Consider the following 12,695-nt stretch of genomic DNA (forward strand, 5'->3'; position numbering starts at 1 on the left):
GAGCGGTTCTCGTGAGAGAATCGCTTAGTTTAACCTTCCGCGATACGTTAAAAAAGATTAGATGGAAATTAGTAATCTGTTTAGAGCAGGTGGCGTGGTTATATGGCCTCTGCTGGGGTTGTCCTTGTTAGCGCTGGCGCTGATTATCGAACGTATAATTTTTTGGGTAAGGATAAATAATCGCCAAAACAAGGTGGTGCGAGAGGTGCTACAGCTTTATCGCCTTAATAATGTAGTTAGTGCTTTAGATAAATTGCAGAAAAATACTGATTTACCCATTGCTCGAATTTTTTTAGCCGCTTTAGAATTGGAGGAGCCGACACCAGAGGAATTTCGTTTGGCATTAGAAAGTCAAGCACAAGGCGAAATTCCCTTGCTCAAGCGATCGCAAAATATTTTTGAGACAATTATTGGTCTTGCACCCCTGTTGGGACTTTTAGGCACCGTTTTGGGATTAATTACCTCCTTTGCCTCTCTGAATATCGGAGATGTGGGAGGTAGTAAAACAACAGGTGTGACATCTGGAATTAGTGAAGCTTTAGTATCCACAGCATCAGGATTGGTAGTCGCAATCTTTACACTTGTATTTGCCAATACCTTCCGGGGACTGTACCAGCGCCAGATTGCCTGGATTCAGGAATATGGTGGACAGTTAGAATTACTCTACCGTCGTCGCTACGAAAGAGGAGATAAATCTTATGTGCCTAACAGATGAAGCGGAACTGGGTAATTGTAAATTAGTAATCGGTAATTGGGATTAGTTCACTATTTGTTACCGATTTTGCTCTCCAATTTTTGACTCTAATAGTATTCTAAAATAACGAATATCCTTTTTCGCTACAGTTTTCGAGGGAATACTCCATGACTATTTGGGTAAATGAGCAAATTGATCCGTCTGGGATGATTCATGCCTGTATTGCCTGTTGTAATGAATCTCAAGCTAAAGATTGTCATGATTCCTTTGAGAATAATTTGACCGAGACGCAAAAGGCAGCAGGTTGGGTAGCGCGATTGCGGACAGTCGATTCTTGGGATGAAGTGCCAGTGAATTCTTTAAAACTCAATTAATTGGGGTGATTTTTTGGGATTTTAATCGACCAAATTTCTGGAGCGTAGGCGTAGCCCGCCATAGGCATCGCTTGTCTACGACACGCTGCATCTATGCCAACGCCTACAGCGATCGCACCAAATCCCATTAAAAGAGGTTAATAAAGGATAAAATTCGGATTAAAATTCTCAAATTATTAACAACTGCTTCCAAAAAAAGTAACATATTATAGAATTTTGATGATTCTTTGCAACTTTTAAGAGCTATCATCTATACGGTATATTAAATTAAAAATTTTGCAAAAACCGAACAAATGTAGTGAACTATCCCAAAGTTTACATTTCGGAGCAAGGCTGTCCCATTAATTTAGTTGGCGAAACGGGACAAGCTGTTCAAATTTCAATTCATGCTCCCAGCCAATATATCTGTGCCAACTGCGAACGGATATTACCAGATTGGAAACGACAGCCATTTTTACGAGTAGTGATTGTCTTACAGCAATCGCGTTATCAACTAGTCGAAAGGACGGCAGAAGTAGAGACAGAGAAAGAATGCTTGCGAGAAAAGTTTATGAGATTTGGCTGCGATTTGGCATTTAATCTGCGCGATCGCGGCTATTTAACAGACCTAATCGACCCTCGTACAGGTTATCCTTTACTGTCTCATCCCGGAGCAATTCCTCACGATGACACAGCAGTTGTCAAAGCTTTGCTAAACTATCCAGTGATTAAAAATCAATGTCGTGTATTAATTCATCCCGATTGGGGTGCAGCAGTTTATCCTAGCATTTTGATATCAGAAGCTCCCCCAATTGTGATCGAATTGGTTACTAAAAGCATAGCAGCCATGCATGGGTGGAAAGAAATTGATTATTAGTCATTTGTTATTGGTTAGCAAAGCCAATATTTTCCAGTGCCTGAGTTAAGCGTAATGTATCAAAAGATAATAATTAATAAAATTAGGTGCAATCATGCCAGATGGCAGAATACGACAACCTTTATATTTGGTTACTCTTTCAGAGTTAATCTGATAGCTGTCAGTTCTGAAGCTAATCAAATTTACAAATAGATTCTGGTTTTACAGGACATATTTTGGGTGCGATCGGGTTACTTTTAATAATAAGAAAATTAAATTTTGTCAAAGCGGACAAAATGTTGATATTGTTGACTTTATTTGATTCCAGGTCGAGATAAGTCAAATTAATCAGAGTAGACAAAGGCTTGATATCATTGATTTCATTTGAGTCGAGGTTGAGAAAAGCCAATTTTGTCAGAGCGGACAAAGGCTTGATATCACTGATTTTATTGAAGTTGAGGCCGAGAAAAGTCAATTTTGTTAGAGCGGACAAAGGCTTGATATCGCTGATTTCATTTAAGCTCAGGGGGAGAGAAGTCAACTTTGTCAGAGCGGACAAGGGCTTGATATCGCTAATTTTATTTGAGCCGAGAGAGAGATAAGTCAAATTAGTCAGATTGGACAAAGGCTTGATATCGCTGATTTTATTGAAATTGAGGGAGAGAAAAGTCAAGTTTGTCAGAGAGGACAAAGGCTTGATATCACTGATTTCATTGAAGTCGAGGTTGAGACAAGTCAAATTAGTCAGCTTTTGGTTAGCCTGCTTGCAATTTTGAGTCTGGGCTTTTTCTAAAAGAACCTCAACAGTATGTTTTGTCTGTGGAGGTAAAGTTGATTTCTGCTGACACCAATCTGTAAAGCTTTTGGGAGTTGCCAGAGGAGCAGCAATAGTCTGTGTGGTGTAAAATCCCAAAGTAAAAGTAAATATTGTGGCGATGCTTAATGTAAGTTTCATTGTGATTTTTTATCTGGATTTAGTAGACTATTTGCTAGTTCATAGATGGAATAAGTGACTAAAGGCATAGCACCTATAGATGAATAGACAAAGTGAGTTAGTAGTCTCATTTAAAGCTGATCAAATTGACAAATAGATTCTGGTTTTACAGGACATATTTGGGGTGCGATCGCGTTATTCTTAATATTCAGAAAAGTCAATTTTGTCAGAGTGGATAAAGGCTTGATATCACTGATTTTATTTGAGTTAAGGGAGAGTTCAGTCAAATTAGTCAGAGCGGACAAAGGCTTGACATCGCTGATTTCATTTGATTCAAGGGAGAGAATAGTCAAATTAGTCAGATTAGACAAAGGCTTGATATCGATGATTTCATTTGAGTTGAGGTACAGATAAGTCAAATTAGTCAGAGTGGACAAAGGCTTAATATTGCTGACTTCATTTGAGCGGAGAGAGAGAGAAGTTAAATTAGTCAGAGTGGACAAAGGCTTGATATCGCTGATTTTATTTGAGCGGAGGGAGAGAGCAGTCAAATTAGTCAGAGCGGACAAAGGCTTAATATTGCTAACTTCATTTGTGCCGAGGTTGATAGAAGTCAAATTAGTCAGAGCAGACAAAGGCTTGATATCGCTGATTTCATTTATGCCGAGGTCGATAGAAGTCAATTTTGTCAGAGCAGACAAATACTTGATATCACTAATTTTATTTGAGTGGAGGGAGAGAAAAGTCAATTTTGTCAGAGCAGAAAAAGGCTTGATATCGCTGATTTCATTTGAGCCAAGGTTGAGAGTAGTCAAATTAGTCAGAACAGACAAATGCTTGATATCGCTGATTTCATTTGAGCCGAGGTCGAGAGAAGTCAAATTAGTCAGAGCAGACAAAGGCTTGATATCACTGATTTCATTTGAGTTGAGGGAGAGTTTAGTCAAATTAGTCAGCTTTTGGTTCGCCTGCTTGCAATTTTGAGTCTGGGCGATTTTTAACAGTACCTCAACAGTATGTTTTGTCTGTGGAGGTAAAGTTGATTTCTGCTGACACCAATCTGTAAAGCTTTTGGGAGTTGCCAGAGGAGCAGCAATAGTCTGTGTGGTGTAAAATCCCAAAGTAAAAGTAAATATTGTGGCGATCGCTAAAGTAAGTTTCATTGCATAATCTTATACTATCCGCTTATGCAATTACACTATGCAATAATTACCTAAATTTAGTATAAAAAAGTAATTAAGGAAAAATAAAATCAGCTATTTTTTTTTCGGTTTACGCAATTCCTGAGAACCAATTGGGCCGAGAATTTGATTAAGGTCACGCAACTGTTCAGCTGTACCCATCCCAATTAGCCGATCTCCCGGCATTAACACCGTATCCCCAGTGGGGCCACCAATTAAAGTCCCATCAACGCGACGAATTGCCAAAACTAATGCCCCAGTTTGCGATCGCAATCTCGCTTTTTGCAAACTTTGACCCACAAAAGGACAAAAAGCCGGGTCGAGTAAAAATTCTTCCATATACAACTGGCGGTCTGCACCTGTCAAAATCCCGTCTACAAAGTCCAACACTTGGGGTCTGAGAGCCGCAGCAGCCATCCGCTTCCCACCAGTAATATAGGGGGATATCACCTCATCTGCACCACCACGTCGTAACTTCTGCAAAGCTTCTTCTGTACTTGCCCGTGCAATCACCCGAATTCCCGTATTCAGTGTTTTTGCTGATAAAACAATATATAAATTTTCGGCATCTGAAGGAAGTGCGGCAACGATACAAGTCGCTCTTTCAATACCAACTTTCAGGAGTGTATCATCTAGGGTAGCGTCACCTTGGTATGCCGTGTAACCTTCCATCTGCGCCCTTTGTACAGATTCCATCCCCGAATCAATCACCACAAAAAGTACATCTTCTGCCTGAAATTCTTTAGCAATTTGACGACCAGTCCGACTAAATCCACAGATAATGTAATGTTCTGATAGGGATTCCATTAACCGCCTCTGCTGCTGTAGCCGAATTCCTTCGTGAAAGTAGCCTTCAATGATCGCTTCTGTAAATCTGTTGACAATGTAACCGATATTCACCACACCCAATAAAATCAGGCCAATTGTAAACAACCGTCCTCGGCTACCCAGTGGGTGCGTCTCTCCATATCCCACAGTCGCTAAAGTGATGACTGTCATGTAAGCCGCATCTTCCCATGACCAGCCCTCTATTATTCGATACCACAAAGTGCCAATGAAGAAAACACCGCCAAGAGCGATCGCCCCAGCCATTAACTCCTTTTGGATACGTTGATATTTTTGCTCAAGTGTTGAGAATGACGTAACAATAGTACTTTTAACCTACTTTTTCTAGTTTTGTACTAACTTTTTAGCATTGGTCTTTTTTAGTATATTTAAACTAAGTACAACATTTCATTTAACCGCATAGCAGATTTTTAATGCTGGTAATCAAGTGTTGAGAATAACGTAACAATAGTACTTTTAGGCTACTTTTTCTAGTTTTCTACTAACTTTATAGCATTCGTCCTTTTTAGTATATTTAAACTACAAGTTATCTAAATAACTCAGGACTACTTATCTTTTTTCTTGTCTAGTGCTTCCTGGATAGCGCGTCTACAGAACTCTGGGGGGTCATCTTGTGCTTTCACTTCTTCCTTCATATCCTTAGTAACCCGAAAGTTGAGTTGTTCGGTTAGTTCTTTGCTTGGTTGATTTCCGAAATTTTCAGGTTTACCCTTGGGGTTAGGCATTATTGAGAGATGTAAATAACGATTGAATCGATGTTAACAACGATATAAAGTTTTAAATCGGTGGTGTTCTCAGTCTGACAAACGGTTCACCACCGATACCACTTTTACCAAGAGGTAATTCTATTTTATGTTCACGCGTTCCGAGTTAGAAATCAAAACCATCCCAGAATTACGCGACTTATGCCGTCGATACGGCATTAAGCCTACAGGAAGTGCAGCATACAAAGTCAGCTACATAACTTCTCTGATGGCATTTCCTCAGCTAGCACTCCAGCAAGTGAGAGAAGGAAGGGGATTAAAATCTCCTGGATTTAGCGTCATTCAATTTTTTGAAGGGGTGATAGATGAAATAAATTCACCCACAGATGAGCAAGCAGCACTGATCAAAATAACCTTGGAAGGTAGGAGGATGGCTTACCCTGATCGGTTTGACCAAGAGAATCTGCTGAATTTGCACAAGGCTAAGATGCATCTGGAAATGGCGGTTGGGTTACTAAGTCAATAGCGATCGATAAGATCCCCGACTTCTTTAAGAAATCGGGGATTTGTGGCTTTCAATTGCTCAAGTCTTGAGTACAAAGTTTTTTTCACCACCGCCATGCCTTTGAGGTGATATAAGCGTTAGCCTAAGGAGAAGTACGAATTGTGCTAAATAAAAAGTATTTTTTAGGGATTTCTAGGAAACTAGTAAATAACTATATAATGAAAAACTTTCAGGAGGAGCGGTAGTGAGCCTACAAACTCTCGTTGACCAAGCCACCATCCCCCCAGATTCAGGGTCAGCATCTAGTCCCTTCGATACAGATAGCTTTAATGAAGCTGTCATGTCCACCTACGCACGGTTTCCCTTAGCCCTAGAACGGGGTGCTGGATGCCGGGTTTGGGATACACAGGGGCGAGAATATCTAGACTTTGTAGCGGGAATTGCCACTTGTACTTTAGGACACGCCCACCCAGTGATGGTAGAAGCGGTGACACGCCAAATCCAGAAACTGCACCATGTCTCTAATTTGTACTACATTCCTGAGCAAGGTGAATTGGCAAAATGGCTTGTTGAACATTCTTGTGCTGATCGCGTATTTTTCTGCAACTCTGGTGCTGAAGCTAACGAAGCCGCAATTAAACTGGCGCGGAAATATGCCCACACAGTATTAGACATTGAAAAACCAATTATTTTAACCGCCCATGCGAGTTTCCACGGGCGGACTTTGGCAACCGTTACCGCCACAGCACAACCGAAGTATCAAAAGTATTTTGATCCCTTGGTTCCTGGGTTCCACTACGTAAATTACAACGATATTAACGCTGTGGAAGTAGCGATTAGCGAGTTGGATGAAGGCGATTATCGGGTAGCAGCAATTCTGATTGAGCCATTGCAGGGAGAAGGCGGTGTGCGTCCAGGAGATATTGCCTATTTCAAAAAGCTCCGGCAGATTTGCGACGAAACTGGCATTTTATTGATTTTTGATGAAGTGCAAGTTGGTATGGGGCGCAGTGGCAAATTATGGGCTTACGAACATCTCGGCGTTGAACCGGATATTTTCACCAGTGCCAAAGGCTTAGGTGGCGGTATCCCCATCGGTGCAATGATGAGCAAGAAATTCTGTGATGTTTTTCAACCAGGGGAACACGCCAGCACCTTTGGCGGAAATCCTTTTGTGTGTGGTGTAGCACTCAGTGTTTGCCAGACATTGGAACGGGAAAATATTTTGCAGAATGTGCAAGACAGGGGTGAACAATTGCGATCTGGATTGAAGGCGATCGCCGCGAAATATCCTCAGCAGGTTGGCGAAGTTCGGGGTTGGGGTTTAATCAACGGTTTGGAGTTGCGAGCCAATATTCAACTAACCGCAGCAGATATTGTCAATGCTGCGATCAACGAGGGCGTATTGCTCGTACCAGCCGGGCCAAAAGTAGTTCGGTTTGTACCACCGCTAATTGTCACAGAGGCGGAAGTAAATACAGCTTTGGAAGCTTTAGACAAGGCGATCGCGATCGCTATAAAGTAGGCAATCTGAAAAATATAGTCAACTAAAGGTTAAAAGGGCGGTTAGAAACCGCGTCTACACGAACCTTTACCCACCTGCATGGGTTTCAAACACTCAGGTTTTCCTTAGTCCGCGCAGGCGGACTTTGCCTGTGTAGGCGCGAATTCTATTCGCCAGGGCTTTTTCATTCTGGGGAAATTTCCCGATAAGCTTGCCGACACTGCTGATAATTGTCTGGCAAAATCTCCACATTACCAAAACATAATTGCTCGTGAGTGGTAATTAAAGTTTCATAAGGCTGTATGGGAGTCACAGACGATCGCAGCAATTGCAGATATTCTCCATCTGTGCGGCTGAGTTTGTGAGGTGCAATCGCGTTTTGATCCAACTGCTGCAACATCGCTAAATAAACACAACGGCAAGCCTCATGGTAGTTACCTTGACGGTAAAATTCTTGCGATCGCTCCAACAAAAGGGCAATGGATGACTCCCTAGAGCGAGTTTTTACGCGAAAATCAGTGATATTGCCACTTCGATTCAGCCAATAATATATATAAGGACTGAATTCTCGCCATAATCGCCAACCCACCCAAGCTATAAATAAGCCTAGTACCAGCCAAAACAGGAATTTTAACAACTCAGCTAACCAAGGGCTAATTGACCATCCAGTAGGCAATTCGGGCAAAGCGTGTTCAAAGCGGTAAAACTGGTATTCCCACCATTGACCCGCTTGTTGTTGAAATTGAGAAAGCTGCCAACTCCAGCTAGTTTTTTCAAAAGTATCTGTCATAGAGGGGAGTGGGGAGTGGGGAATGGGGAAGGTGGGGCACCTCTGGGGATAAGGGGTAATAGGGAGTGGGGAAGGCGGGGCCCCCTCTGGGGATAAGGGGTAATGGGGAGAAGAATTAATAATCAATAGCCCATGCCCAATGCCCAATGCCCAATGCCTATTGACTATTGACTACTGACTGTTTTTTTATCATTATCCAGCCGATAACAATAAGTAGCACCCCGAATGCAAGAAATCCTAGATCCCAAGCTAACTCATTTGGGCCTGGTTTCACATGATGGATACCGAGAATTTGATGGTCAATTAAACCTTCAACGAAATCGAACAACCCAGTACCAATCAATATTGACCCAATAAAGGTCTGTGATGACCAAGGAACATCTTCACGCCCTCCGGCACGCCATAGCAAGACAATTCCTACCACAGTGGATACCCAATTAAAGGTATGAAAAAAACCATCCCATACCATGTTCAAATCTATATTCGCCATGTTTGTCAGAGGTCGAATATTACTGAGCATGTGATGCCACTGGAGGATCTGATGCAGTAAAATTCCATCAATAAACCCTCCAATACCTACACCAAGAAAAATTCCAGCAGTAATTAGGGGTGCGCGTCGGTTGAGGGTTTCACTTTTCGCCTCCATTATCAACCTCATAGATAGATAGGCTTTTTCACCAAAATACAACTCTTTTGGGAGAAATATCTTCTATCTTGAGGCAAGTACGATCAGTGAAATTAAATTAATCTATTTTCAAATTTAATCTGCATACCCGCTTTCACTGGGTCGAAATCTTGAGGAAAATGGGTGTTGCGTTGGCGTAGCCTACCGTAGGTAATCATAGTCTGCTTTATCGAAGTTCGCTCCTTTGAGAGCGGCTTGGCGGAGATTTGCTGACATCAACAATGCTCCCCTAAGATCGGCATCCTTCAGATTAGCTTGACCCAGATCGGCAAAGCTCAAATCAGTCCCCCTCAAATTAGCGCTACTCAGGTTAGCTTCACTCAAGTCAGCATAACTCAGGTCAGATCCTTTCAAGTTAATGCCTTGCAAATCAGCATTACCCAGTTCTGCTTTACTAAAGTTCCGTTTTCCTGCTGCATAACTCTCCACGAGAGTAGCGGCACTATTTATAGGCTGTTGAAAATTGACTTCAGGCATATAACAGCGTCACAGGTTGCTCGTTATTACTTTCACGTACCCTTTTTAATTACGAATTACGAATTAGTAATTATTTGGTCATCCTTCCTAAATGTAATACATGAGTTCCTTCTGTTCTCGGATCGTTCTTCGTTCACAAAGGTCTTGGAGTGTATATTTTTCCAAAACGGAGTTAGCAGCCTGACGTGCTTCCTGCCAGACTTCCTGAATTAGCTCACCTTCTACCGTGTTGGGAGTCGGCTCACAAGTAGAGACAACAATATCTGACCCTTCCATGCAGCTAAAAGCATCCAATACTGTAATCTTACTGGGATCTCGTGCCAAAACATAGCCACCTTTGGCTCCGCGTATACTCTTGATTAAACCTCCACGCCTTAATGTTGCTAGGAGTTGTTCCAAATAACGGTTCGGTATGTCTTGCAATACCGCTATCTCTCGAATTTGCAGGGCTTCACCCTTAGGGTAGCAGGTTGCCAACTCTAACAGAGCTAGAAGTGCATATTCTGATTTGTTAGAAATTACCACAGGCGTAATATTTTCAACTCATACTTAAAAATACAAAATCTTTGAGTTCGTTTCCCTAAGCTACTGTTAAGAAAAACTTTACAATCAACTTATTGTTGACCGGCTAACTTTACTTTAAAGACCTTCTCCCATAAAAGCAATTATATTTCTTTTTTAATTCAATAAATAAAACTGATTGATTATTTCCGACTTTATTGTTCTGAATTCTGAATTCTGGCTCCTGAATTCTTCTTCAACTTTTGAATATCGAATTGGAGGGCAGCTTATACATGCAAATTTCTCGAAAATGGCAGAATGACTGTAAAGGTAGTTCCTGCACTGAGGGCACTTTCGACAATAATTTCGCCGCCATGTAAATCTACAGCCTGCTTGACAATGGACATCCCCAATCCCATTCCTGGGATATTGCTTGCATTAGTGGCGCGATGGAAGGGTTCAAAAATGTGTTCTATGTCAGAAGAGGGAATGCCAATACCAGAGTCTTGAGTCTGGAATATAGCTTGATCCTTGGCAGTGGTGACAGAAAACTTAACTATGCTACCAACGGGAGAGTATTTTAGAGAATTCGAGAATAAATTACTCAAAATTTGCCGCAGTAGTTTAGCGTCTAAGTTAGCTTCTGTGCATTGGCACTCGCCGCTAAAAACGATCGCATGTTGTGAGCGATCGCTCTGTTGTAATTCTTCTAAGAGATCGCGGCAAAATTCCACCAAATTCAGGGATGTTGGATTCAACTCTAACTTGCCTGTTTCATTCTGACTCAGTACCAATACATCATTCAACAACTGGTTCATGTGCATAACTGATGTTTGAATGCGACGCAGGTGCGTATTTTGTCGCTCGTCGCTCCAGAGATGGCGATAATGTTCTAGTAGTTCCGCAGAAGAGTGGATGGTCGCCAAAGGGGTGCGAAACTCATGGGAGGTGATGGTCAGCAAGCGAGATTTAAGATCACTAAACTGCCTTTCTTTGGCAAGCGCTTCTCGCATCGCCTCTTCTGCCCATTGCAGCTTGGCTTGGGTTCGCTTGCTTTCGCTAATATCCCGCAATAGCCAGCGCAGACCGATTAACTTACTATATTGATTACGGATAGCAACCATCTTAACGGCAGCAATAATCGGCGTTCTGTTACGTGGTCGCAAGTTTAGTTCCCACTCTTGCATTTTCCAGTTTGGGATTTCAGGGCGATCGCGCAGATGAGTAAGTTTCAAATGAAAAGCAATTAGCTCTTTCTCAACCACATAAATCTCCAGGAGATCGCCCAAAAGGAAACTCTTGGAAATGTTTAGTAGGGTAGTGGCGGCAGAATTAGCTTCCTGAATTACGCCTTTTGTATCAGTTACCAAATAGGCATCTGGTACTTCTTCAAACAGTTCTTGGTAGCGTTGACGTTGTGCCACCAAATCCTGTTGAGCGTTGAATAATTCTTCATTCTGCTGCTGTAGGTCTTCGTTAGCTATTTGCAGTTCTTCCAAAGCTAGGTGGACTTCTTGGAATACTGCGCTGAGGAGTTCAATATCTTTCTGTGCTTTTTGCTGTTGACTCTGGCGCTGCAAAAGGGCGACGCGCTGATGCATATTCTGTATCTGTAAGGCAAAATCGTCCAAATTCACGCTCTTACTCCTAATTTTTAGATTCCCTACTTGGACAATCTTAGCTTTTGGAGTTTAACAGTTATCAATTTATAGCAGTTTTCATTTAATTCAACCATATACAGCAGAATTCAGGAGTCAGAATTGGTGAATGGGCTACGCCCCGCTGCGCTAACAGAAGTAAAACAGGCTTTATACCTGGCTTTGAGATGAATCGTTGTGTACTTTCACTTGCCTGAAATTTGCTATATGTCAATACGCTTGGTGTTAAGGCTATAACTCTTTGTCAAAGTCAATTTTTTTTACGTAGACGCGGAGCGGTGAAGCAGCGCGGTCTTCTCCCAAAGGGAGAGGCTAGCGCCTGCCGTAGGATGCCCGGAGGGCTGTAGGGGGTTTCCCCCATGAGCGACTGCACCAAGCCGAAGGGCTTGCCGCAGGCTACCACAGAGGACGCAGAGGGCACTGAGAGAAGAAAGAAATGCTTAACTGAACTGTATTGTGCTATATGCTGTCGGGGCACAGGATTGCTCATTGGTGTCAACAAAAGCCTAGAAATAGCTTAAGTGTTGGCCTCTTCACCCGCCTAGAACTAAAGTTCTAGGCTAACAGCTAAACTCTACTGAAGTAGACTAAAGATTTTTGGGTATATTTAGTCATATGAAGATGACTTTTAGTATTAGCAAGGAACTGAAGTTCCTTGCGGGACATGACTTTTACGTTAAGTTGACACCAATGAGGATTGCTGTGCCCCTACCATTTGGTCTATTTACCTTCTGCCTCTCTGCCTCTTTGGTGACTGGGTTAGGGACTTCCAACAAATTATATTTGGAAGTCGCTAGGAATGCGGATTTAATAAAGTACAAAACCTCACCCCCAACCCCTCTTTGAACTCACAAAGAAAGGAGACTTTGACTTTTGTCAAAGGCGGGGTGAGGTTAAAACCATATTTGCAGAACTTACGCATTGACAAGAATTTGACTATGTGTATTTAAGCCTATCTCTTGTGCTAGCTGTTCTAGAATAAAGTCACGAGCTACTTGAAGAGACAA

Annotated in this window: 14 protein-coding genes and 1 pseudogene; 5 read left to right on the forward strand and 10 right to left on the reverse strand. The window is 42.0% G+C overall.

Annotated elements, in window-relative coordinates:
- Positions 1 to 61 precede the first annotated feature (61 nt).
- Entirely contained in the window at positions 62 to 715 is a 654-nt protein-coding gene (locus HWQ23_RS32710) for a MotA/TolQ/ExbB proton channel family protein (protein WP_292838000.1), read from the forward strand.
- Between the two features lie 146 nt (positions 716 to 861).
- Positions 862 to 1,068 carry a glycogen debranching protein gene (locus tag HWQ23_RS32715; RefSeq protein ID WP_292765403.1) on the forward strand — a complete coding sequence of 69 codons (207 nt, stop codon included), beginning with the start codon at positions 862 to 864 and terminating at the stop codon, positions 1,066 to 1,068.
- On the opposite strand, the gene HWQ23_RS32720 is transcribed toward HWQ23_RS32715, so the two are convergent.
- Positions 1,065 to 1,196: a hypothetical protein gene (locus HWQ23_RS32720; protein WP_292838002.1), complete on the reverse strand. Its 132-nt coding sequence runs from the start codon at positions 1,194 to 1,196 to the stop codon at positions 1,065 to 1,067. The two genes, HWQ23_RS32715 and HWQ23_RS32720, sit on opposite strands and share 4 nt — an antisense overlap.
- 170 nt (positions 1,197 to 1,366) lie before the next feature.
- Between HWQ23_RS32720 and HWQ23_RS32725 the strand changes: the two genes are divergently transcribed.
- The gene (locus HWQ23_RS32725) at positions 1,367 to 1,924 is read left to right on the forward strand and encodes a methylmalonic aciduria and homocystinuria type D protein (protein ID WP_292838004.1); all 558 of its coding nucleotides are present in this window, start codon (positions 1,367 to 1,369) and stop codon (positions 1,922 to 1,924) included.
- A 172-nt stretch (positions 1,925 to 2,096) separates the two neighbouring features.
- Here HWQ23_RS32725 and HWQ23_RS32730 read toward each other — a convergent pair whose 3' ends face one another.
- The 4 genes from HWQ23_RS32730 to HWQ23_RS32745 all read right to left on the reverse strand — a co-directional run bounded on the left by HWQ23_RS32730 (position 2,097) and on the right by HWQ23_RS32745 (position 5,589).
- A complete protein-coding gene (locus HWQ23_RS32730) occupies positions 2,097 to 2,858 on the reverse strand; it encodes a leucine-rich repeat domain-containing protein (protein ID WP_292838006.1) in 762 nt (253 codons plus the stop codon).
- 110 nt (positions 2,859 to 2,968) lie between these two features.
- Entirely contained in the window at positions 2,969 to 4,000 is a 1,032-nt protein-coding gene (locus tag HWQ23_RS32735) for a leucine-rich repeat domain-containing protein (protein WP_292838008.1), read from the reverse strand.
- Positions 4,001 to 4,093: 93 nt separating this feature from the next.
- Complete coding sequence (locus tag HWQ23_RS32740) at positions 4,094 to 5,110, reverse strand: potassium channel family protein (protein WP_292838010.1); 1,017 nt, start codon at positions 5,108 to 5,110, stop codon at positions 4,094 to 4,096.
- Between the two features lie 299 nt (positions 5,111 to 5,409).
- Positions 5,410 to 5,589, reverse strand: coding sequence for a hypothetical protein (locus tag HWQ23_RS32745; RefSeq protein ID WP_292798616.1), 180 nt, complete (start codon positions 5,587 to 5,589; stop codon positions 5,410 to 5,412).
- A gap of 127 nt (positions 5,590 to 5,716) precedes the next feature.
- Between HWQ23_RS32745 and HWQ23_RS32750 the strand changes: the two genes are divergently transcribed.
- The gene (locus HWQ23_RS32750) at positions 5,717 to 6,094 is read left to right on the forward strand and encodes a hypothetical protein (protein ID WP_292838012.1); all 378 of its coding nucleotides are present in this window, start codon (positions 5,717 to 5,719) and stop codon (positions 6,092 to 6,094) included.
- A gap of 223 nt (positions 6,095 to 6,317) precedes the next feature.
- Positions 6,318 to 7,598, forward strand: a complete 1,281-nt coding sequence (locus HWQ23_RS32755; protein ID WP_292838014.1) for an aspartate aminotransferase family protein — start codon at positions 6,318 to 6,320, stop codon at positions 7,596 to 7,598.
- 163 nt (positions 7,599 to 7,761) lie between these two features.
- On the opposite strand, the gene HWQ23_RS32760 is transcribed toward HWQ23_RS32755, so the two are convergent.
- The 5 genes and pseudogenes from HWQ23_RS32760 to HWQ23_RS32780 all read right to left on the reverse strand — a co-directional run bounded on the left by HWQ23_RS32760 (position 7,762) and on the right by HWQ23_RS32780 (position 11,667).
- Entirely contained in the window at positions 7,762 to 8,367 is a 606-nt protein-coding gene (locus HWQ23_RS32760; RefSeq protein ID WP_292838016.1) for a DUF4129 domain-containing protein, read from the reverse strand.
- 157 nt (positions 8,368 to 8,524) lie between these two features.
- Positions 8,525 to 9,013 (reverse strand): DUF2243 domain-containing protein, encoded by a 489-nt coding sequence (locus HWQ23_RS32765; protein WP_292838018.1) that lies wholly within the window; start codon positions 9,011 to 9,013, stop codon positions 8,525 to 8,527.
- 92 nt (positions 9,014 to 9,105) lie between these two features.
- A pseudogene (locus tag HWQ23_RS32770) lies at positions 9,106 to 9,529 on the reverse strand (Alr5209 family pentapeptide repeat protein).
- Between the two features lie 87 nt (positions 9,530 to 9,616).
- Positions 9,617 to 10,054, reverse strand: coding sequence for an RrF2 family transcriptional regulator (locus tag HWQ23_RS32775; RefSeq protein ID WP_292838020.1), 438 nt, complete (start codon positions 10,052 to 10,054; stop codon positions 9,617 to 9,619).
- Between the two features lie 263 nt (positions 10,055 to 10,317).
- Complete coding sequence (locus HWQ23_RS32780) at positions 10,318 to 11,667, reverse strand: PAS domain-containing sensor histidine kinase (RefSeq protein WP_292838022.1); 1,350 nt, start codon at positions 11,665 to 11,667, stop codon at positions 10,318 to 10,320.
- Between the last annotated feature and the right edge of the window lie 1,028 nt (positions 11,668 to 12,695).

Source organism: Nostoc sp. JL33, from assembly GCF_017114985.1.
GTDB lineage: Bacteria > Cyanobacteriota > Cyanobacteriia > Cyanobacteriales > Nostocaceae > Nostoc.

Coding starts and splice junctions, on each gene's coding strand:
- HWQ23_RS32710 (WP_292838000.1), top strand. CDS start 62: ATGGAAATTAGTAATCTGTTTAGAGCAGGTGGCGTGGTTATATGGCCT.
- HWQ23_RS32715 (WP_292765403.1), top strand. CDS start 862: ATGACTATTTGGGTAAATGAGCAAATTGATCCGTCTGGGATGATTCAT.
- HWQ23_RS32720 (WP_292838002.1), bottom strand. CDS start 1,196: ATGGGATTTGGTGCGATCGCTGTAGGCGTTGGCATAGATGCAGCGTGT.
- HWQ23_RS32730 (WP_292838006.1), bottom strand. CDS start 2,858: ATGAAACTTACATTAAGCATCGCCACAATATTTACTTTTACTTTGGGA.
- HWQ23_RS32735 (WP_292838008.1), bottom strand. CDS start 4,000: ATGAAACTTACTTTAGCGATCGCCACAATATTTACTTTTACTTTGGGA.
- HWQ23_RS32740 (WP_292838010.1), bottom strand. CDS start 5,110: ATGGCTGGGGCGATCGCTCTTGGCGGTGTTTTCTTCATTGGCACTTTG.
- HWQ23_RS32745 (WP_292798616.1), bottom strand. CDS start 5,589: ATGCCTAACCCCAAGGGTAAACCTGAAAATTTCGGAAATCAACCAAGC.
- HWQ23_RS32750 (WP_292838012.1), top strand. CDS start 5,717: ATGTTCACGCGTTCCGAGTTAGAAATCAAAACCATCCCAGAATTACGC.
- HWQ23_RS32760 (WP_292838016.1), bottom strand. CDS start 8,367: ATGACAGATACTTTTGAAAAAACTAGCTGGAGTTGGCAGCTTTCTCAA.
- HWQ23_RS32765 (WP_292838018.1), bottom strand. CDS start 9,013: ATGGAGGCGAAAAGTGAAACCCTCAACCGACGCGCACCCCTAATTACT.